This is a genomic window from Sutterella sp. AM11-39 (assembly GCF_003472385.1).
Classification (GTDB): domain Bacteria; phylum Pseudomonadota; class Gammaproteobacteria; order Burkholderiales; family Burkholderiaceae_F; genus Duodenibacillus; species Duodenibacillus intestinigallinarum.
This window is the reverse complement of record NZ_QRLV01000009.1, coordinates 1-22,161: the sequence shown is the minus strand read 5'-3', so window position 1 is coordinate 22,161 and position 22,161 is coordinate 1. Positions and strand designations below refer to the sequence as shown.

14 protein-coding genes and 1 tRNA gene are annotated in these 22,161 nt (G+C 57.0%); 7 read left to right on the top strand and 8 right to left on the bottom strand.

The window, feature by feature from the left end:
• Window positions 1-2 precede the first annotated feature (2 nt).
• Window positions 3-2,627: an alanine--tRNA ligase gene (gene alaS, locus DW133_RS07725; RefSeq protein ID WP_118276147.1), complete on the bottom strand. Its 2,625-nt coding sequence runs from the start codon at window positions 2,625-2,627 to the stop codon at window positions 3-5.
• A 619-nt stretch (window positions 2,628-3,246) separates the two neighbouring features.
• Between alaS and DW133_RS07720 the strand changes: the two genes are divergently transcribed.
• Window positions 3,247-4,428, top strand: coding sequence for a porin (locus tag DW133_RS07720; protein ID WP_118276079.1), 1,182 nt, complete (start codon window positions 3,247-3,249; stop codon window positions 4,426-4,428).
• A gap of 129 nt (window positions 4,429-4,557) precedes the next feature.
• Here DW133_RS07720 and glmM read toward each other — a convergent pair whose 3' ends face one another.
• The 4 genes from glmM to DW133_RS07700 form a co-directional block, all read right to left on the bottom strand.
• Window positions 4,558-5,892, bottom strand: coding sequence for a phosphoglucosamine mutase (gene glmM / locus DW133_RS07715; RefSeq protein ID WP_118276078.1), 1,335 nt, complete (start codon window positions 5,890-5,892; stop codon window positions 4,558-4,560).
• A gap of 61 nt (window positions 5,893-5,953) precedes the next feature.
• Complete coding sequence (folP, locus tag DW133_RS07710; protein WP_118276146.1) at window positions 5,954-6,757, bottom strand: dihydropteroate synthase; 804 nt, start codon at window positions 6,755-6,757, stop codon at window positions 5,954-5,956.
• Between the two features lie 116 nt (window positions 6,758-6,873).
• Window positions 6,874-8,811, bottom strand: a complete 1,938-nt coding sequence (gene ftsH, locus DW133_RS07705) for an ATP-dependent zinc metalloprotease FtsH (protein WP_118276077.1) — start codon at window positions 8,809-8,811, stop codon at window positions 6,874-6,876.
• 223 nt (window positions 8,812-9,034) lie between these two features.
• Window positions 9,035-9,685, bottom strand: coding sequence for an RlmE family RNA methyltransferase (locus DW133_RS07700; protein WP_118276076.1), 651 nt, complete (start codon window positions 9,683-9,685; stop codon window positions 9,035-9,037).
• Between the two features lie 269 nt (window positions 9,686-9,954).
• Between DW133_RS07700 and yhbY the strand changes: the two genes are divergently transcribed.
• The 3 genes from yhbY (at window position 9,955) to DW133_RS07685 (ending at window position 13,705) form a co-directional block, all read left to right on the top strand.
• The gene (yhbY, locus tag DW133_RS07695; RefSeq protein ID WP_118276075.1) at window positions 9,955-10,425 is read left to right on the top strand and encodes a ribosome assembly RNA-binding protein YhbY; all 471 of its coding nucleotides are present in this window, start codon (window positions 9,955-9,957) and stop codon (window positions 10,423-10,425) included.
• A 179-nt stretch (window positions 10,426-10,604) separates the two neighbouring features.
• Complete coding sequence (locus DW133_RS07690; RefSeq protein WP_118276074.1) at window positions 10,605-12,944, top strand: inorganic phosphate transporter; 2,340 nt, start codon at window positions 10,605-10,607, stop codon at window positions 12,942-12,944.
• 95 nt (window positions 12,945-13,039) lie between these two features.
• Window positions 13,040-13,705 carry an HAD family hydrolase gene (locus DW133_RS07685; RefSeq protein WP_118276073.1) on the top strand — a complete coding sequence of 222 codons (666 nt, stop codon included), beginning with the start codon at window positions 13,040-13,042 and terminating at the stop codon, window positions 13,703-13,705.
• On the opposite strand, the gene uvrB is transcribed toward DW133_RS07685, so the two are convergent.
• Window positions 13,702-15,744 (bottom strand): excinuclease ABC subunit UvrB, encoded by a 2,043-nt coding sequence (uvrB, locus tag DW133_RS07680; RefSeq protein ID WP_118276072.1) that lies wholly within the window; start codon window positions 15,742-15,744, stop codon window positions 13,702-13,704. The two genes, DW133_RS07685 and uvrB, sit on opposite strands and share 4 nt — an antisense overlap.
• Before the next feature lie 178 nt (window positions 15,745-15,922).
• On the opposite strand from uvrB, the gene DW133_RS07675 reads away from it, so the two are divergent.
• On the top strand, window positions 15,923-17,125 hold the full coding sequence (locus DW133_RS07675) for an amino acid aminotransferase (RefSeq protein ID WP_118276071.1): 1,203 nt from the start codon (window positions 15,923-15,925) through the stop codon (window positions 17,123-17,125).
• 227 nt (window positions 17,126-17,352) lie between these two features.
• Window positions 17,353-17,428 (top strand) — tRNA-Asn (locus DW133_RS07670).
• Between the two features lie 161 nt (window positions 17,429-17,589).
• Here DW133_RS07670 and DW133_RS07665 read toward each other — a convergent pair.
• A complete protein-coding gene (locus tag DW133_RS07665; protein WP_118276070.1) occupies window positions 17,590-19,809 on the bottom strand; it encodes an inorganic phosphate transporter in 2,220 nt (739 codons plus the stop codon).
• 154 nt (window positions 19,810-19,963) lie between these two features.
• Between DW133_RS07665 and DW133_RS07660 the strand changes: the two genes are divergently transcribed.
• Complete coding sequence (locus DW133_RS07660) at window positions 19,964-21,163, top strand: MFS transporter (protein ID WP_118276069.1); 1,200 nt, start codon at window positions 19,964-19,966, stop codon at window positions 21,161-21,163.
• A gap of 54 nt (window positions 21,164-21,217) precedes the next feature.
• Here the strand turns inward: DW133_RS07660 and DW133_RS07655 are convergent, their stop codons facing one another.
• The gene (locus tag DW133_RS07655) at window positions 21,218-22,027 is read right to left on the bottom strand and encodes a sulfite exporter TauE/SafE family protein (RefSeq protein ID WP_118276068.1); all 810 of its coding nucleotides are present in this window, start codon (window positions 22,025-22,027) and stop codon (window positions 21,218-21,220) included.
• Window positions 22,028-22,161 lie beyond the last annotated feature (134 nt).

The following is a 22,161-nucleotide window of genomic DNA, read 5'->3' as shown; positions in this document are numbered from 1 at the left end:
GATCAGGCAAGCTTTTCGGCAATCCAGGCGCGTGCGCTTTCAAGCGCCGCCGGCAGCGCCTTGACGTCAGAAGCACCGGCCATGGCCATGTCGGGCTTGCCGCCGCCCTTGCCGCCGCACTGAGCCGCGACGAAGTTGACGAGTTCACCCGCCTTCACCTTGCCGATCAAATCCTTCGTGACGCCGGCGCAAAGCTGAGCCTTGTCACCGCCGGTCACCGCGAGAACGATCACGGCCGAACCAAACTTGTTCTTGAACTTGTCCATGGTTTCGCGCAAGGTCTTGGCATCAATGCCTTCGAGCGTCGTGAGCAGCACCTTCACGCCGTTGACGTCCTGAGCGGCACTCAAGGCTTCATCGCCCTGCTTGGCAGCGAGCTTGGCCTTGGCTTCTGCCAATTCTTTTTCCAGACGCTTGACGGTTTCGCCCAAATGGTCAATCTTTTCGGGCAGTTCCTGAGCCGGCGCCTTGAACTTGGCGGCAGCCGTCGCAAGCAGCTCGGCATTGTCTTGCATCAGACGAACGGCGTTAAGACCGGTCACGGCTTCCACACGGCGAACGCCGGCGGAAATGCCCGCTTCGCTGATGATCTTGAAGGCGCCGATGTCACCCGTGCGGGACACGTGGGTACCGCCGCAGAGTTCCACCGAGGTGCCGATGTTCAAAACGCGCACCGTTTCGCCGTACTTTTCGCCAAAGAGCATCGTCGCGCCGCTGTTGCGGGCGTCTTCAAGCGACATCACACGACACTGCACCGGCGTGTTGGCAAGAATTTCAGCGTTGACAATATCTTCGACCTGACGGATTTCATCGGCGGTCATCGGCTTGTCGTGATGGAAGTCAAAGCGCGTGACGGCGTCGTTCACAAGGCTTCCCTTCTGGGCCACATGTTCTCCGAGCACTTCGCGCAGCGCCTTGTGCATGATGTGCGTCACCGAGTGGTTGCGCATGATGGCCTCACGGCGCTTGGCGTCGACCACGGCCTTGAACGTGTCGCCCGTCTTGATTTCGCCTTCGCAGACGTGAGCAACGTGACTGAAGACGCTTGCCTTGAGCTTGAGGCAGTCGCGCACCTGCAAAAGCGTCGTGCCGTTTTCGAGCACGCCGGTGTCGCCCACCTGGCCGCCCATTTCGGCATAGAACGGGGTCTTGTCGAGAATAACGAGCACATCGTCGCCGGCCTGAGCCGATTCGACCTGAATGCCGTCCTTGTAGAGCGCAAGCACCTTCGCTTCAGGCGTCTCAAGCGTGTCGTAGCCCACGAATTCGTTGTTGTCGCCCGTAAAGAGCACGTCGGCGGCAATTTTGAACTTGCCTGCGGCGCGAGCCTTGTTCTTCTGCTCAAGCATGCAAGCTTCAAAGCCTTCGGTGTCGACCGTCAGACCGCGCTCACGGCACACGTCGCCCGTGAGGTCCACCGGGAAGCCGTAGGTGTCGTGCAGCTTAAAGGCGATGTCGCCGGGCAGCACGCCGTCCTTGCATTCGGCCATGGCCTCGTCAAGGATCTGCATGCCGTTGGAGAGCGTCTGCAGGAAGCGTTCTTCTTCCGCGCGGATCACTTCGGCAATCTTCGGATTCTTGATTTCCGGATAGATGTCGCCCATTTCGCGGGCAAGCGGTTCGATCAACTTGTAGAAGAACAGACCGCGGGCGCCCAGCTTGTAGCCGTGGCGGATCGCGCGGCGGCAGATGCGGCGGATCACATAAGCGCGACCTTCGTTGCCGGGCTTGACGCCGTCAGCAACGGCAAAGCCGCAGGAACGGATGTGGTCTGCGATGACCTTCAGAGACGGGCTCTGGGGATCCACGTTTTCGGCGCCGGCCGCTTCAACGGCTTCTTTGGCGGCGCGCATCAGATTCTGGAAAAGGTCGATATCGTAGTTGGTGTCGACTTCCTGCAGAACGGAAGCAAGACGTTCCAGGCCCATGCCCGTGTCGATGTTGGGCTTGGGCAGACGATTCATGTTGCCGGCGGTATCACGGTTGAACTGCGTGAACACCAGGTTCCAGATTTCCATGTAACGGTCGCCGTCTTCATCGGGGCTTCCCGGAGGGCCGCCCTGGATCTTGGGGCCGCGGTCAAAGAAGATTTCCGAGCACGGACCGCAAGGGCCGGTGTCGCCCATCATCCAGAAGTTGTCCGACATGTAGCGGGCACCCTTGTTGTCGCCGATGCGCACGATGCGCTCGGCCGGCACGCCGATTTCCTTGTTCCAAATGTCGTAGGCTTCGTCGTCTTCGATGTAGACCGTCACCCAGAGACGTTCGGCCGGAAGCTTGTAGACCTGCGTGAGGAGTTCCCAGGCCCAGGCAATGGCTTCGCGTTTGAAGTAGTCGCCGAAGCTGAAGTTACCGAGCATTTCGAAGAACGTGTGGTGGCGCGCGGTATACCCGACATTGTCCAAGTCGTTGTGCTTGCCGCCGGCGCGAATGCACTTCTGAGCCGTGGTGGCACGCTTCAGGCTCTTGTCAAGACCGAGGAAGTTGTCCTTGAACTGATTCATACCCGCGTTGGTAAAAAGCAGCGTCGGGTCGTCCTGAGGGATCACCGGACTCGAAGCCACAATGGGGTGGCCTTTGCTCTCGAAAAACTTCAAAAAAGCCGTGCGAATCTCGGCGGCCGTCATGTAGGTGTCGGGTTTCATAAAAAATGTGTCTTATCCGATAAGCAGTACGCCCAATTTTCGGGCGCAACAAAACCGCGGGCTTTGCACCCGCAACGATTCGGGGAATTTTACAGGAAAGGCTTTGTTCGGAAACAATTCCCGGAACATCGCTCTGAGACCGTCCTTCCGAATCTTTCGCTGTGCCGCAAAAGAGAGTCGTTTTGCCCGTAAAGGAAAAAGACTCCTTTGTTTTGGAACAAAAAAGCAAAAAAAGCGGACGCCGAAAGTGTTGTTTTTCTACCTCAGCACTAAGTTAAACGTCCTACTGCCCCTAACAATTTCCGCCAACCGAAAATAAGTTATTTCTTCAATAAAATCAATCAGTTACAAAAATTTAACATGAAAAATTCGTCATGGACTTTTCATGAATCTGTACTTGAACTGAAACAAATAATCCGTATCCTCACGTCCGAGTCCTCGCTTGAGGCACCAAAAATAGAAAGAGCCGCATCAAGGATTCTCTGCGATTGTGCACTTTCTCTTGTTGTGTGTGCTCGGGGCAGCGTCACTGTTCCGAAGAAGAAGTAATTTCACACACCGTCATTTATTTTTTCGGCTTTCTTTCCCAGGAACGTCAATCATGAAAAAGACTTTGGTTGGTTTGGCTGCTGCCGCGGCAATGTGCAGCGCCTCCGCAGCGTCCGTGACGCTGTACGGTATCATCGATACCGGCTTTGCCTACAACTCCTACAACGACGACAACTACTCCACTTTGACCGACAATGCCGACAACAGCTTCGGCATGATGTCCGGTCAGAGCTCCGGCTCCCGCTTCGGCCTCAAGGGCGTCGAGGAACTCGGCAACGGCCTGACGGTCGGCTTCATCCTCGAAAACGGCTTTAACTCCGACACCGGCGCCATGGGCGACGACCGACTCTTTAACCGTGAATCGAGCATCTACATCGAAGGCGGCTTCGGTAAGTTCGGTATGGGCCGTCTGAGCACGCTCGCCAACGATTCCGGCACGACCGGTCTGGGCGGCTACTTCTCCTCCTTCGGTACGGGCTGGGGTGACGTCGGCGTTCAGAGCTACATGCAGGCCTATCGTCCGACCCGTATGGACAACATGGTTTACTACAAGACCCCGAACTTCGCCGGCGCTGAAGTCTGGGTGCTGTACGGCATGGGTAACGAAGAAGACAAGACCTACGAAAACGAATCCTCGCGCGACCGCTACTACGCCGCTGCCGTGACCTACAACAACGGCGGTCTGAGCCTGTACGGCGCTGTCGACGTGCTGAACAAGGCCAGCTTCGGCGACAACAATTCCTTTGACACCGAAGACGACCAGATCACGATCACGGCTGCCGTCAACTACGACTGCGGCTTTGCCAAGTCCTACCTCGGCGTGCACTGGTTCGACAACGCCAAGGCTGTCGGCTCGAGCAGCTTCGGTGGCGACTGGGGCCGCATGGGCAACTTCAAGGATAGCAATGACAAGTACGTTAATCGTGGTTTCGGTGACGCCAACGGCTGGTCCGTGATGCTCGGCGTGGACATTCCGGTCGGCAACGGCAAGGTCAAGACCACCCTCGGCTACTTGGATGCCTCCTCCGACAATAAAGGCACAACTGTCACCTCTGATGTCGATCAGGACCTCAAGCGCTTCATGGTCGGTGCCGGCTACGAGTACTACCTCTCCAAGCGCACCACCGTCTACATGGGTGCCGGCTACCTGCAGGACAGCATCGACACCTCCAAGGGCAACAGCTACGATCCTTCCTGGGTTCAGGTCAACTGCGGTCTGAAGCACAAGTTCTAATCGCTTGACTTCAACCGATGCATCGGGAAAGAACCTTCGGCTTCTTTCCCTTGCCCGGAAGCAGATAAAAGACAACGGGACGCAAATCATCGCATTTGCGTCCCGTTTTCGTTGGTGCGGAGGATTTTCTCAGTCCAGCGCCTGCGCCATGCGTTCGGCCAGCGTTTGCGCCAGAGCCTTATCCCTGGCTTCAACCATGATGCGAAGCAGAGGTTCTGTTCCCGACGGACGAATCAGCACGCGACCGCGATCGGCAAGTTCCGCCTCGCACGCCTTGATCTCGGCGGCAAACTTCTCGTTGGCTTTCCAATCGTAGCCCTTGGCGATGCGTCGGTTGATGAGAACCTGCGGCATCAGCTGCAGATCGGCCGTGAGTTCGGCAAGCGTCTTGCCGCTTGAGACGACGGCCGCGAGAACTTGCAGAGCGCTGACGATGCCGTCGCCCGTGGTCTGGCAGTCAAGAGCAATCAGATGGCCGGAACTTTCGCCGCCGTAGAGCCACCCCTTTTCCAGCAGCCTTTCCATCACATAGCGATCGCCCACCTTGGCACGCTCAAAGGGAATGCCAAGTTCCGCAAAGCGCTTTTCCAACGCGAAATTGGTCATCAGCGTGCCCACGACACCCGATTTCTTACCCATCGCCTCAATGCGTTCTCGCGCCATGACATACAAAAGCGCGTCGCCGTTGTAAACGTTGCCCTTGCTGTCGGCCATGATCAGGCGATCGGCGTCACCGTCAAACGACAGCCCCAGATCGGCACCGGCCTTGGAAGTGCGTTCGGCAAGATCGTCGGTGTGCGTCGCGCCGACGCCTCGGTTGATGTTAAAGCCGTCGGGCTCGACGCCGTCGGAGACGATGTCGGCACCGAGTTCGTGGAAAACGGAAGGCGCCGCATGATAGGCCGCACCGTGAGCACAGTCGAGGTAAAGCTTCATTCCCTTGAGGTCCAGCCCCGTCGGGAAGGTGCTCTTGCAGAACTCAACGTAACGCCCGCAGGCGTCGTCCAGACGATAGGCCTTGCCGAGCGCGTCGCTTGCTACGCACTGATAGCCCTTGGTGATTTCGGCTTCGATTTCTTCCTCTACGGCATCGGGCAATTTCGTCCCGTCGGCTGAGAAGAACTTGATGCCATTGTCGTGGTACGGGTTGTGACTGGCACTGATCACGACGCCCGCGTCCAGCCGCAAGGCGCGCGTCAGATAGGCAACAGCAGGCGTCGGAACCGGACCGCACAAAACAATGTCGACGCCCGCAGCGGAAAAGCCCGCCTGAAGAGCAGCTTCGAGCATATAGCCCGACACGCGCGTGTCTTTGCCGATTAAAACCGTGGCGTGAGCCGTCTTGCTGCGGCGCGCAAACACGCGTCCCGCCGCTTGCCCGAGCAGAAGCACGAAGTCGGGCGTAATCGGCGCTTCACCCACCGTGCCGCGCACGCCGTCGGTTCCAAAGAACTGTCTTGCCATTTTTCTCAATCCTTTCGTCAAACGCCCGCGGCGCTTGCTGCAAAACTCGAATCTTTTAATTTTAGCGAGCTGCCTGCATGGCCTGCCAGACGTCAAAGGCCTCACGCGTTTCCTTCACGTCGTGCACGCGCACGATTTGCGCGCCCCGTTCGGCGGCAAGCAAAGCGCCCGCCACGCTCGAGACGATGCGCTTGGAAGGATCGGGTTGGTTGGCCGCTGCGCCGATCGAAGTCTTGCGAGAAAGTCCCATCAGATAGGGGCGGCCGCCGGCGACAAAGCGCTCCGTGTGCTTGAGAATGCTGAAATTGTGCTCAAACGTCTTCCCAAAACCGAAACCCGCGTCCCAGCAAATTTGCTCGAGCCGCACGCCCTTAGCCAGAAGAGCCGCTTCGCGGGCCTTGAGGTACGCTTCGATTTCGCCCAGCAGATCCTCGTAATCGGGGCGGTTTTGCATCGTCTGCGGCGTTCCCTGCATGTGCATGATCACGAGCCCTGCGCCGCTTTGTGCGGCCACCTCTTCGGCGCCGGGCAGTTCAAAGGCGCGAATATCATTGAGAATGCAGGCGCCGGCTTCGAGACTGGCCTGCATCACCTCGGGCTTACTTGTGTCAACCGACACGGCGAAACCCTCTCGGGCGAGCTCGCGCACCACGGGCACGACGCGGCGAATTTCCTCTTCCACACTGACTTCAGCCGCTCCGGGTCGCGTCGACTCGCCGCCCACGTCCAAAATGTCGGCTCCCTGCTCAGCCAGACGCTTGCCCCAGGCCACGGCCGCTTCAAATTCGTTGTGCGTACCGCCGTCGGAAAACGAGTCGGGCGTCACGTTCACGATACCCATGATCAGAGGCCGCGACAGATCCATCACGCGGTCACGGCACTGCCACGTCGTCGCACGCTCGAAATTGTCTTTCTGCACCGTCTATCCTTTCAAAAAGAACGGCGGGACCGGCCCGCCGTCATTCAGTCATTTCACCCTAATTATCTCGGTTCGTCCTTATCCGAAGCAGGAGCTTCAGCACTCGCCTCGTCAGCGGGAGCCTGGGCTTCCTGCACGGGCTCCTCGACCTTCTCTTCCTTGCGGGGTTCGGGCTTGGCCGATCCCGTCACCGGAGACTTGGGAGGACGCGGTTCGTTGCCCGCGAGAATGTCGTCGATCTGGTCGCCGTCAATCGTTTCCCAATCGAGAAGGGCCTTGGCCATGCGGTGCATTTCCTTCTGATGTCCTTCGATGAGCTCGCGCGCACGCTTGTACTGCTCGTCGAGAATGCGGCGGATTTCAGCATCAACCGCCTGCATAGTCTTTTCCGAGATGTGCGTGGTCTTCGTCACCGAACGGCCGAGGAACACTTCGCCCTCGTTTTCGGCATAGACCATGACGCCCATCTTGTCGCTCATGCCGTAGCGCATCACCATGTCGCGGGCCAGCTGCGAAGCGCGTTCAAAGTCGTTGCTCGCGCCCGTGGTCATCTGATTCATGAACACTTCTTCTGCAATGCGTCCGCCGAAGAGAATGGCGATGCGGGTGAGCAGATAGTCGCGATCGTACGAGTAGCGGTCCTCTTCGGGCAGTTGCATCGTTACGCCAAGCGCTCTGCCGCGCGGAATGATCGTCACCTTGTGCACCGGATCGGACTTGGGCAGAAGCTTTGCCACCAACGCGTGACCGGATTCGTGATAGGCCGTGTTTTTGCGTTCGTCCTCGGTCATCACCATAGAGCGGCGCTCCGCACCCATCATGATCTTGTCCTTGGCAAGTTCAAAGTCGTTCATTTCCACCACGCGGCCGTTGCGGCGGGCGGCAAAGAGAGCGGCTTCGTTCACCAGATTGGCAAGATCGGCGCCGGAGAATCCCGGAGTGCCGCGCGCGATCACGTCGGGCTGCACGTCGGGGCCGATGGGCACCTTCTTCATGTGCACATTGAGAATCTGTTCGCGACCGCGGATGTCGGGCAGCGGCACCACGACCTGGCGGTCGAAGCGGCCCGGACGCATCAGCGCCGGGTCGAGCACGTCGGGACGGTTGGTTGCGGCAATCACGATGACGTTGGTGCCGGTTTCAAAGCCGTCCATTTCAACGAGCATTTGGTTGAGAGTCTGTTCGCGTTCGTCGTTGCCGCCGCCGAGACCTGCACCGCGCTGACGGCCCACCGCATCGATTTCGTCGATGAAGATGATGCACGGAGCGTTCTTCTTGGCGTTTTCAAACATGTCGCGCACGCGAGCCGCGCCCACGCCCACGAACATTTCTACGAAGTCGGAACCCGAAATCGAGAAAAACGGCACACCGGCTTCGCCGGCAATAGCCTTGGCAAGCAAGGTCTTACCGGTACCGGGCGAGCCCACGAGCAAAATGCCGCGCGGAATATGGCCGCCCAAGCGCTGGAAACGCGACGGATCGCGCAGAAACTCCACGACTTCCTGCACGTCTTCCTTGGCTTCGTCGCAACCGGCCACATCGGAAAAGCGCACTTTATTGGCCGAATCGTCAAGCATGCGCGCCTTGCTCTTTCCGAACGAGAAAGCGCCCGACTTGCCGCCCTGCATCTGACGCATGAAGAAAATCCACACGCCGATCAAAAGCAGCATCGGGAACCAGCTCACAAGAATCGTCTGCAGGAACGACGGTTCTTCTTCGGGCTTGCCGAAGACCTGCACGCCGTTTTTACGCAGATCGTCAACCATCCACAGGTCGCCCGGGCTGGTGATCACGTAGGAAGCGCCTTCGACGGGCGTCACCGTGATCTTGCGGCCCTGCACGTCCACGCGGCGAATCTTGCCGTCCTTGGCGTCCTGCATGAACTGCGTGTAGCTCGTCTGCTCGGCGTTCATGGGCGCTGTGGCCGTGTTGTCAAACTGCCGGAAGACGGTAAAGAGCACAAATGCGATGAGCAACCAGACCGCCACGCGGCCGATCATTCTGTTGTCCAAGATATTCCTCTGTCATGCGCGGACGGTCTTGCCGTGCAAGGCCGTCCTGTCTCGAATACGTAAATCAAATATGAAGCTGTCGGCGCTCTTTGTCTGCAATCAACAGCGAGCGTAAAAACCGCCGACACCAAAGCACGTTAAGCCTATCGCAAAAGACGCTCAAATGCCGAGCGCACGTGCGTGAGATTCGTTAACAAAGTTTGCTTCACGCTCACTTGTTCTTCAGGCGACGTGCCACCACGTACATTTCCGCGCTTGAATTGCGGCTTGCTTCAGGTTTGCGCTGAGCCACACTCACGAAATGCTTCTTACAGTTTTCAATGAACTGGGAGTAGCCCGACCCCTGAAAGGCCTTCGTGACGAACACGCCTTCGGGCTTGAGGTGCTCGACGGCAAAGTCAAGCGCGAGTTCATTGAGAAGCAGACTGGCATTGGCGTCAACCATCGCAATGCCCGAGAGATTCGGCGCCATGTCGCTGATCACGACGTCGAGCTTGTCGCCTCCGAGAATCTCGTTTAACTTGTCGGCCACTTCCTGTTCGCGAAAGTCCCCCTGCAGGAATGTCACGCCGTCGATGGGCTCCATCGGCAGGATGTCCATGGCGATGATGCGGCCCTTCAATTCGCCGTTTTTGTCCGTGAGTCGCTCGCGAACGATCTGCGTCCAGCTGCCCGGGGCACTGCCGAGATCGGCCACGTTCATGCCGGGACGAAAAAGATGTTCGGTATCGTCCAGCTCCGTGAGTTTATAGACGGAACGGGCGCGATAACCCTCGCGACGGCTCTTCTTGACGAAAGGGTCGTTGATATGGCGCTCAATCCAAGCGCGGTTGGAACGTAGTTTTTTTAGGGATTTGGGCATGAAAACAATTGACGTCCTCCCGCCGGCTCACGTCGGGGGATTTCTGCTGGGGGATTCCTGCTAACAGGCAGGGCCTGCTGCAGCTGGGTTTCTGTTGCTGATTCCCAATGGGAACTCACTTCACAGACGATCCGAGCCTGCCGGCTCATTCTTAATGACACCGCATTTTAGCGACATTCATCCTCCAACTCATACAGACGGTCTTCTGGCGTTAGTCAGATAAAATGCGTCCTACACGACTTTTTTAGGTACAAAGACGCAATTCAACAATGACAGAACTAGTTTTAGAGCGTAACGAAAGACTGCGCCTGCGCGCCGACGCCCATCACTTGAATCCGCTCGTGCTGATCGGAGAAAAGGGAATGACGCAGGCCGTCTTAAAGGAAATCGAGCGCGCGCTCGACGATCACGGTCTCGTCAAGGTGCACGTAGCCGGAGACGATCGCGAAGAACGCGACGAAATTTATCACACGGTCGCCGCAGAGCTTGGCGCCGCCCGCATCCAGGCCATCGGCAAGATGCTCGTCTTCTATCGCCCGCCCGTCGAAAAGACTGAAGAGGACATCGGGCTCGCTCAGCTGCGCGCCAAGTCCGACCCCGGCGCCCGCGGCATCAAGAAACCCTCCGACAAGAAAAAGAAGCTCGCTTTGGGCAAACCTTCGAGCGCCAAGGACGCCAAGCGCAAGAGTAAAGCGCGTGCGGCAGCCAAGCGCAAAACTAAAAAGGCCTCGCTTGCCTGACGAACTTCGGTTTTTCGTCTTCAAAGCCTGCGGAAAGTCCCTACCGCAGGCTTTTTTTTGCAAGCGCGGCAGGCTTGTATGACAACTCAATGACGATTTGATGACAGCTTTGTCATAAATCTGTCATAAACATCTGCAAAACTTTTCTATTAAGTTGTCAACAACCCATCCGTGCTCAAATGTCTGATTTTTATCTGGTCGTCCTCGGCTTTCTGGCCGTGCTGGCGTGCTTTGACTTGTTCGTAGGCGTCAGTAACGACGCCGTCAACTTCCTTAATTCCGCTTTAGGCTGCCGCATCGCGCGTTTCCGTACCACGATGTGGGTGGCAAGCTTCGGCGTTCTTCTCGGCGCCACCTTCTCCTCAGGGATGATGGAAATCGCTCGCTCGGGCGTCTTTCATCCGCAGATGTTCACATTCAACGAGATCATGATTGTCTTCTTTGCCGTCATGATCGCCGATGTGCTTCTGCTGGACACTTTCAATTCCCTGGGTCTGCCCACCTCCACCACCGTTTCCATCATCTTCGAGCTGCTCGGCAGCGCCCTTGCCGCCGCTCTCTACAAGATTTACGTTGCCGACGGCAGCTTCGCGGCCGTTGTTGACTACATCAACACCGCCAAGGCACTGACGATCATCTCAGGTATCTTGGTTTCCGTAGGCGTTGCCTTCGTCTCGGGCATGGTCGTGCAATACCTGATGCGTTTGCTCTTTACCTTCCACTTTGAAGCCATGTATCGCCGCATCGGCGGCATCTTCGGCGGCTTCTGCATCACGGCCATCTTCTACTTCCTCGTCATGAAAGGCGCCAAAGGCGCCAGCTTCATGCAACCCGAATGGATCGCCTGGATCGACGCCAACACCTCCGCCATCCTTTTGACGCTCTTCATCGGATTGTCCATTTTGTTCTCCATTTTGCTTTGGACAATCAACTTCAACATCTTCCGAATCGTCATTCTGAGCGGTACCTTCTCGCTTGCTTTCGCGTTTGCCGGCAACGACTTGGTGAACTTCGTCGGTGTGCCGCTTGCCGCTCTTGATGCCGTACGCGACTTCATGGCCAACGGCACCGACGGCGACACCTTCATGATGACTAGCCTTGCCGAAAAAGGCAGCAAGGCCGCCACAATTTTCTTGCTCCTGTCCGGTTTGGTCATGGTGCTCACGCTGTGGTTCTCCAAGAAAGCCCACCGCGTGGTTCAGACTTCCATCAACCTCTCTTCGAGCCAGCAGGGTGAACACGAACAGTTCGGCAGCTCCTTGCCCGGCCGCATGATCGTGCGCAGCTCCATGACGCTCGGATCGGTCATCCGTCAAATTCTGCCGATGCGCCTTCAGGGAGCATTGCATTCCCGCTTCAAGCCCCGTAAGCTCGAGCGCAACGAACAGCCGCTGCCCTTCGACTATGTCCGCGCATCCGTCAACCTGGTCCTCAGTTCCATTCTGATTGCCTCTGCAACCAGTCTGCAGCTGCCCTTGTCCACCACCTACGTGACCTTCATGGTCGCCATGGGCTCGAGCTTTGCCGATGGCGCCTGGGACCGTGAAACGGCCGTCTACCGCATTTCCGGCGTACTCACCGTGATCAGCGGCTGGTTCCTCACCGCCTTTACCGCCTGCTCGGCCGCAGCCCTGGTCTGCTGGATGGCGATGATGGGCGGCACCTACATGATGATCGCGCTGATGCTCTTTGCGATCACGCTGCTGATTCGCTCCAACTTCCTTAAGTCGCATTCCGCCGAGCAAAAGGAACGCCACCTCAAAAACGACGACTGCTACTCGGTACGCGACGCCATCAACGACACGGTCGGCCTGCATCTGCAGCACACCGTGGATCTGTACGAAGCCACCGTCAAGGCGTTTCTCAACGACAACGAATCGGCGCTTCGCAAGATCAAGAGCGAGTCGGCTGATTTCTTCGACCTGTTGAGCCGCGAACGCAGTGTCTATTACGACATGGCCCAGCAGCGCAAGTCCGACACCAAGCTCGACCGCGATGCCCGTTACTGCTACTACCGCGCATACACCGGCATGCGTGAAGTGGGAAGCAACCTGCAAAAGCTTACGACGACGGTAAAGGACCACATTGCCAACCGTCACCGCGTCTACAAGGGTGAACTCAAGGCCAATCTGATCCAGTTGGCAAGCGACCTGCAAAAGCTCGGCCGCGCCGTCAAGGGCCGCCATGCGCTCGAGTCGGTGAAGCTCAACGGCAACGACATCATCCTTGAAATCGACCGCATGCAGGAAAACCTGCTCTCGTCGATTGCCACGGAAAACATCTCGATGCGCGGCTGTGAGCTCTACCTCAACTTCCTGCAGTTTGCCCGCGAGCTCGTCAACCGCTACAGCATCGTGGCCGTGCTCCAGCACGAGCTCAACGAGCTGTGCGACCGAGCCAAGACGGACGACAAGAGCGAAGGCAAATCCGGCGCCAAGCTCGAAAAGCCCGCCTCGCACACCGGTCCGCAAAACATCCTGCGTGCCCTGCACGTCACGGGCTTCGGAAAGAAATCCTAATCGGATCGATTTCTTAAGCTGATGGCAGCCCCGTACAATCCTCTCTGTTGTGCGGGGCTTTTCTTTGGACCTGCCGAACACAAGGAACAACGCTCATGCGCGGACTGATTTTGTTTGATCTGGACGGAACTTTGATGGACAGCGCCCCGGGATTGGCCAACTCTGCCAATTTCCTGAGGTCTCGCGCGGGACTGGCGCCTCTTCCCTACGAAGCACTTCGCGAGCACTGCGGCAGCGGAGCAGCGGGAATGATTTGGGCGGGACTCCGCATGCCCCCCACGGCAAGCGCCTTTGAAGCAAGCAGGCGTGATTTTCTGGAGCACTACGCACAGATCATGGTGCAGGACAGCACGCCCTTTGAGGGAGTGCCCGACATGCTCGCACGGTTGACCGAAATGGGACTGGCATGGGGCATCGTGACCAACAAAGCCATTGAATTGGCCCGCCCCTTGTGCGAAGCCAAAGGCATTGCCCGACACGCAGCCTGCATTTTGTCGGGACAAAGCTTTCCCGCGCCCAAGCCCGCGCCCGATGCGCTGTTGCACGCCATGGCGACGCTGGGTTATTCGGCTGCTGAAACCGTTTACGTGGGAGACGACGCGCGCGACGCACAGGCCGCCGCCAATGCGAAAGTGCCATTCATTGCCGCCACCTGGGGCTACACCGGCAGCGGCGCCGCCGTCTCCGACTGGGGAGCGGCAGCGCTGGCCCGGCATGTGAGCGAGTTGCCCGAACTGGCTGTACGTCTTCTTTCTCGCTAGACGTGCTCTTCCAGGCTCGTCTTGCCGTCGGTACCGAAAGCTAGGCGCTTTAAGGCTTCGAGGCGGTCGCGCAAGACGGCCGCCTGCTCGAAGTCGAGGTCTCGCGCACAGGCAAGCATCTTCTTTTCGGTTTCCTTGATTTCCTTGGCAAGACTCTTGTCGTCCTTGATGTCGAGCCCCTTGAGTTTGCCCTCGTCCTGTGCGCTTGCGTCCGGTCTGTAGACGCCGTCTATGATGTCGCGCACTTGCTTGACGACGCTCTTGGGCGTTATGCCGTGCTCGCGGTTGTATTCCTGCTGCTTGGCGCGTCGTCGCTCGGTTTCGTCGATGGCCTGACGCATGGAGTCGGTCATCGTGTCGGCATAGAGAATAGCCTTGCCGCGCACATTTCGAGCCGCTCGGCCGATGGTCTGGATGAGCGAGCGGGTCGAACGCAAAAAGCCTTCCTTGTCCGCGTCGAGAATGGCCACCAGCGACACTTCGGGAATGTCCAGACCTTCTCGCAGCAGATTGATGCCCACGAGCACGTCAAAGACACCGGCGCGCAAATCGCGGATGATTTCTACACGCTCGACCGTATCAATGTCCGAATGCAGGTAACGAACGCGCACGTTGTGTTCGCGCAGATACTCGGTGAGTTCTTCTGCCATGCGCTTGGTAAGCGTCGTCACCAAAACGCGCTCGCCCGCCGCAGCCCGTTCGTTGACTTCGGAAAGCACATCGTCGACCTGCGTGAGTGCCGGACGCACTTCCACTTCCGGATCCACAAGCCCCGTGGGACGCACCACCTGTTCGACGACCTGCGCGCTCTTTTCCAGTTCGTACGCGGCCGGCGTAGCCGACACGAAAATCGAACGGCGCATCTTGCGCTCGAACTCATCGAACCTCAGCGGTCGGTTGTCCAGAGCCGAGGGCAAGCGAAAACCGTACTGCACAAGCGTTTCCTTGCGGGAACGGTCGCCGCGGTACATGCCCCCGAGCTGCCCCATCATCACGTGACTTTCGTCAAAAAACATGATGCTGTCGGCAGGCAGATAGTCAATGAGACAAGGCGGCGCTTCCCCGGGAGCCAGTCCCGTGAGGTGGCGTGAATAGTTTTCGATGCCCTTGCAAAAGCCCACCTGATCGAGCATCTCCAAGTCAAACAGCGTGCGCTGCTGCAGGCGTTGGGCTTCCACGAGCTTGTTGTCTCGGTAGAGCACCTCGAGCCGCTCCTTGAGTTCGGCCTTGATGCCCTCCATCGCCCGAACGATTTCGTCGCGCGGCGTCACGTAGTGGCTCGCCGGATACACGACAAAGCGCGGCACACGCTGACGCACCTGCCCCGAGAGCGGATCAAAGAGCACCACCGCATCAACCTCGTCGTCGAAAAGCTCCACGCGTACGGCCACCTCGGCGTGTTCCGCAGGGAAGATGTCGATCGTGTCGCCGCGAACGCGGAAAGTACCGCGCAAAAATTCCATGTCGTTGCGTTTGTACTGCATCTTCACGAGCTGACTGATGAGATCCTTGCGCTCCTTGGTGTCGCCCGTACGCAGAATCAGACGCATCTGCGTGTAGCTCTCGGGTTTGCCGATGCCGTAAATGGCCGAGACCGTTGCCACGATCACGGTGTCACGGCGCTCGAGAATCGACTTGGTGGCGGCCAGTCGCATCTGCTCGATGTGCTCGTTGACGGCCGAGTCCTTTTCGATGAAGAGATCGCGGGCCGGTACGTAGGCTTCGGGCTGATAATAGTCGTAGTACGAAACGAAGTATTCGACGGCGTTGTTCGGGAAGAACTCGCGCATTTCGCTGTAAAGCTGCGCGGCGAGCGTCTTGTTGGGCGCCATCACGATGGCGGGCACCCCCAGGCGCGCAATGATGTTGGCCATGGTAAAGGTCTTGCCCGACCCCGTCACGCCCAAAAGCGTCTGTGCGCTGTACCCCTCGCGCAGTCCTTCGGTCAGTTGGGCGATGGCCGTGGGCTGATCCCCTGCGGGATCGAACTCCGCATGCAGCTCAAACGGAGAATGCTCAAAAGTCAGAATCTGAGTCACGAAAACACTTCTCTACGAATGCATTGAGTGCGCAATTTGATAATTTCCGCCTCTTGGAACAAACCGTACGCACACCAAAGGTCTAATATTAGTTGTTGCCGTCGGCTCCGACACGCGTTTGCAGCCGACCGGACAAATTGGACGATAAATTTTCAACAACAACTAAACAGGGATGCATATGTCCGATGCTTTGTTCAGCAGCCTCGTTGCTGCTCCTGCCGATCCGATCCTTGGCGTGACGCAGCGCTACCGCCAGGATCCCCGCCCGCAAAAAGTAAATCTCGGTGTGGGCGCATACATGACTGACGAAGGCGTCACTCCGGTGCTCGACGTCGTCAAGGAAGCCGAAACCGCTCTTGCCGAAGCTTGCATTCCGCACAGCTACCTGCCCATCAGCGGTCTTGACGGCTACGGCGCGCATGTCCAGCAGATGGTTTTCGGTGCCGACAGCGAAATCGTTCTCTCGGGACGCGCCGCTACCATCCAGACTCTGGGCGGCACGGGCGCTCTGAAGGTCGGCATGGACTTCATGTTCCATATCTGCGGCGAGCGCGTCGCCTCCACGTCGCTGCCCACCTGGGGCAACCACAACGCCATCCTCGGCATGGCTGGCTACGAGATCAAACCCTACCGCTACTATGACGCCGCCACCAACAGCCTCAACTTCGAAGCGATGGTCGAAGACCTCAAGGCCCTGCCCGCCAAGACTCTCGTGGTTCTGCACTCCTGCTGCCACAACCCGACGGGCTACGACCTCACCGAAGAGCAGTGGAAGGTCGTGATCGAAATCTGCCAGAAAGGCGGTCTTACCCCCTTCCTTGACATGGCCTATCAGGGCTTCCGCGACGGTCTTGACGAAGACGCCGCATCAATTCGAATGTTTGCCGCCTCCGGCATGAGCTTCTTGGTCGCCACATCGTTCTCCAAGTCGTTTAACCTCTACAACGAACGTATCGGCGCCCTTACGGTCGTCTGCCAGAGCAAGGCCGAAGCCGACGTCGTAATGACGCAGCTGAAGGCTGTGGTGCGCTGCAACTACTCCAACCCGCCTGCTCACGGCGCATACATCGTCGAGCGCGTGCTTTCCGATCCGCAAAAGTACGCTCACTGGAAGGAAGAGCTCGGCGGCATGCGTGAACGCATCCGCTCGATGCGCAAGGCGCTGGCCGATGAAATGGCCCGCCTCGGTGCCAAGCGCGACTTCAGCTTCGTGACGCGCCAGGCCGGCATGTTCTCCTTTACGGGGTTGACGCCCGAGCAGGTTGAAAAGCTGGCAGCCGACTACGGCATCTACGCCGTCAAAAACGGTCGCATCTGCATTTGCGGCCTCAACACCCGCAATGTGCAGTACGTGGCCAAATCCATCGCCGAAGTGCTCTGATAGCGCACCGATCGGCTGACTGGCCTCAAGCCGTCGTCTTTCTCACAAGGCGACGGCATTTTCTTTTTCTCTTTCGTTAGTTTAAATCTTTATTATAAGTCTTTAAATTTCATAGACTTAGAGAAGTATTGAGCACGATTTTTGCTGAAAATCGTCTTGAATGGCGAATTTTCTCCGAAAAAGACTTGCCAAAACTCAAAAACACCTATATAGTTCTGCTTCTGCATTCCCCGATAGCTCAGTCGGTAGAGCAACGGACTGTTAATCCGTGGGTCGTTGGTTCGAGCCCAACTCGGGGAGCCACCTCTTCTTTCAGAGGGTTGCAGGAAGGAAAGAGCGCGTCACTTCGGTGTCGCGTTTTTTTTTATTTCCGCAAGGAAAAGGCATATCAAACAAAAAGCGCCGATCCGAAGATCGACGCTTTTTGTTGTCAAAACCGACTGTTGCCGTCTTTGCTTTTGCAACTAACGCTGAGCAATCTCATCCAACTGTCCGGACAACACCGCAACGATGGAACAGCGGTTGATGAACTCACGCGCAAACACAAGGAAATTCAGGTAAAGCTCACAACCGCGTACCGACAGCTTGTCGTCCGGGATACGGCGCAGCAGTTCAGCCTGCAACGCATCGATGCGATTGCTCGCCTCATCGGCATGCAGCATGACATTGCGCAAATTCAGCTTACCGTCTTCCCCGGTCGAGATCTGCTTAAGGTACTGCGCCAGATTCTGCAGCTCGTTCTTGAGCTCGCCCTGGTAAATTCGGTGGCGGTTAGCGACGTGATCGGTCGCAAGTTTGGCCAAAGATTGCAACGAACGACCGACTTCTCGCATATTGGTCGAAATGCGGTAATAGCAGTAGCGAGCGTCGAAGTCCTTGTTGGTGGGCTTGAAGCTTGAATTGGCCATGCGGTAGTACAGGCCGCGATCCGCACTCATCTTGTCGAACAACTCATTGCTGTCCGTTTTGATTTGTCGCAGATCAGCCTCTTTGTCAGCCAGGAACTTATCGACAAGTTCTCCGAATACGGCAACCGTCTTTTCAAAATTGACTTCCGTGCGCTCTTCGACAAGTTGCTGCATCTTGTGAGCGTCGTAACGCGTATCAAGATCGGCACGCATATCCACCGTATCGAGCTTGGCCTTGAGGTTGGATCGTACGAGAAGGAACACGGAACCCACGGCAAAGATCAATGCGGCAATGCCCTCGCCCCAAAGCGTCAGCCAGCAAACGACTGCAGCCATGGTCGAAGCACATAGCGCCGTGATAAACCAGCCGCTGATCACGGTCAATACACCCGAGATACGATAAACAGCGGTTTCACGATCCCAGGCACCGTCGGCAAAACTTGAACCCATCGCAACCATAAAGGTCACGTATGTCGTCGACAACGGAAGCTTCAGGCTCGTTGCCGATGCAATCAGCACGGCGCTCACGACCAGATTGATCGAGGCGCGCACGTAGTCAAACGGCAGCGGCGTTTCGCCATGCAGTAACTTCTTGGGCTCGAAACGGCTGTCGATGCCCTTTTTGACTCCCATGGGAATAAATTGATTGACGAGACGACCAAAGCCCATGCTGGCGCGCACGATCATACGGCCCGGCAAAGAGCTGCCGAACTGTTCGTGTTCACCGGAGTTGCTCGAAGACAGGTTGATCGAGGTCTGAATCACAATCTGGGCTTTCTTGGAGAACCACAATGTGAGCACCATCACAAGACCTGCTAACAGCAACAGGAACGTGTTGGCAACCGTGGGCTTGAGCAGGCCTTCCATCGTGAAAGTGTCGGCAGCGGCTCCCGAAGCCACCCACTCGTTGTAGGAGTCCAGCGCGGCGAGCGGCACGCCGACGAAGTTGACCAGGTCGTTGCCTGCAAAAGCAAATGCCAGCGCGAAGGTACCGGCCAAGATGATGATTTTGAAGACGTTAACGTTGGCGATAAGGATCAGAAGCTGGAAGACAATCGAGAGCACCACAAAGAGCGTTGCCACAATCGGCAACGTGTTGTTGCTCATGAAGTCGATCCATTCGGGGCGCATGAAGCTAGCACCCTTGGCGCCCTTCATGACTAAGAAGTAGAAAATGGCCGTGATGGCCAGCCCCGCGTAGACACCGCCGATACGGCGATACATTTTTTCGAAATTGAAAGTGAAGATCAGTCGCGCAATGTATTGCACAACAGTGCCGGTGACAAACGCCACCGCCACCGAAATCAGAATGCCCGAAATGATCGTTAGCGACCGAGAGCTGTTGATGTATTCGGCCACATCGGCCAGCGATTTGCCGTCGGCCAAAAGCGTAAATGCGGCAGCGGCAAGTGCACTGCCGAGCAATTCGAACACAATTGACACGGTCGTCGATGTCGGCAGGCCCAGTGAATTGAATGTGTCAAGCAAGATGATGTCGGTGACCATGACCGCAAAGAAAATCACCATGATTTCGTGGAAGGTGAACATTTGCGGGTTGAAGACACCGGAACGGGCGATTTCCATCATCCCCGATGAGAATGTGGCGCCCAACATCACGCCGATGCTCGCGACGAACATCGTTGTCTTAAACGAGGCAATGCGGCAACCGAGAGCAGAATTGAGGAAGTTGACGGCGTCGTTGCTCACGCCGACGAATAGGTCAAAAACAGCCAGCAGGCCCAAAAAGACCAGCAAGGCAATGTAATAGTGTTCCATGGCTTGTTGTTGTCTTGAAGGAATATGATTTTGTCGAGAGGTTCTCGGCGCGCAGTGTGCGCTCGAAACATGACAAAGCCACTAAGACAAGATGACAAAACCATGACAACACGGCCTGGCTATGCCGTCTGACAACAGTGTTACGACATTCGAAATGCGCACGCAACGTCCAACAAAATCTGCCAAACAAACCGCCTACGGTCTGCTCTTTTTGGTCTGCCTCGGACATTTCCTAAACGACGGCATCCAATCGGTAATTCCTGCTGCGTTGCCGATTCTGCGCGATGCGCACGGCCTGACGTTCACACAAGTGGGCCTCATTACTTTGGTGATTCAGGTTACAAGCTCGCTTCTACAGCCTTTGGTCGGACTCACAACCGACAAACACCCGACCAAGTACATGCTCGCCATCGGCATGTGCTGTACGCTTGTCGGTCTGGTGGCCTTGTCTCAGGCATCCGTTTTTGCTTCCATGCTCCTTGCCGTAGCCTTTCTCGGATTCGGTTCGGCCGTGTTCCATCCGGAAGCTACACGAATCGCTCAATTTGCTTCCAGCGGCCGCAAAGGATTGGCTCAATCGGTATTTCAGGTCGGCGGAAACGCCGGTATGGCTTTGGGACCGCTGGCGGCCGCTTTCGTCGTGATTCCCTACGGGCAGGCGAGCATTGCCTGGTTCGGAATTGCCGCTGGCTTGGCTGCGGTTGTGATGCTGCGGGTCGGCACATTGGCGGCCGCTCGGCAAAGACGGCAACCCCAACAACTCCTGAGAAATACGAAGAAACAGACGATCAGTCGACCTCTTACCGTGCTCTTCGTGGTTCTCTTTTTGCTGATGTTCTCCAAACAGGTCTACATTGCCTGCCTGCAGAACTATTTGACGTTCTATTTGATCGACACGTTCGGCATGGCCATATCAGCCAGCCAATACGTGCTTTTCGGTTTTCTGGCGATGAGTGCGGTCGGCACTATCGCAGGCGGCCCGCTGACAGATCGTTTCGGCAGTCGGGCCGTCATTCTCTTTTCGATACTCGGCGCCGCACCGTTCACGCTCTTGATTCCTCACGTCGGACTTCAGACATTCGTCTTTTTGGCTTTGGCCGTGTCATTCATCATGTCGTCGGCTTTTTCAGCCATTCTTGTCTGCGCGCTCAATGCCGCACCGAATCATGTCGGCTTGGTCTCGGGAGTTTTCTTCGGGGTGAGTTTCGGCATGGGCGGCATTGCGACAGCTCTCTTTGGCTCGGCTGCCGACGCCATGGGACTACAGAGCGTGTTCACCGTCATTGCATTCCTGCCGCTGATCGGATTGGCCGCATTTCTTTTGCCCAAGAAATCTCTGAGTGCGTCAGACTGAGTTTTCCGAAAAGAAAAGAGCCGACCGTTGGGGCGACTCTTTGTTGAAACATTTTCAGAACCAGCCGAGTCCGACGGCTCCTTTCCAGATGAACTGCAGACCGATCAAAAAGACCAAAATCGAAAGCAAAACCACAAGCAGTCGCGGTTTGCTCTTTTTGGCGATTTTGGCACCAAGTTGAGCGCCGATGACGGCTCCGGCACCGATCATCAAGGCCGGTCCCCAAATGATGTGCCCGAGCAGAGCGTGACTTGAAACCCCCATAACTGCGCTTACGAAAAGCACGAAAGTGGATGTCGCAACCGCAATCTGCGGCGGAAACCCAAGAACGAATACCATCATGGGAACGTGAACAATGCCGCCGCCAATGCCGAAGATGGAAGACAGAAAGCCTACAAAGAAGGAACACAAAACGCCAAGCGGCATGTTGAATCGAGCGGTTGCCGGATCCCAGTCCTCCACGCTTTTGTTGGCGGCCTTGCCACGGGACTTCGAATACATGATGTAGCCGATAAAGACCATCAGGATGCCGAAGGCGAGCGAAAAGCCGGGGCCGGAGAACCATTCGGACAGATAACCGCCCAGAAATGCGCCGGGCAAGGTGGCCAATGCAAACGGTACAGCCGCCCGCATAAGAATGCGTCGTTGGCGAATGTAGGCAAACGTTCCGGAAATGGCGTTACAGAAAACTGCAAAGAGGCTTGTTCCAACCACCTGTTGCACCGTCGTAAAGGTGCTGCCGTGCGGGGCAATCATGAAAAGCATGAAAATCGGAACAAGAATAAAACCGCCGCCTAAACCGAGAAGAGCACCGACCGTACCGACGCCGATACCAAGCACCAAATATTCAAGCAGTTCCAACATGTTCCCGAAACTCCGCGGATGATCGGAATGAAAAGGATGAGAAAGGATACACCTGCGGCAAGTCAAATGCGCTGTGCGAATGCAGAAATGACGAAACCCCCGAAGGAGAGACTCCAACGGGGGTTCGCTTTAAT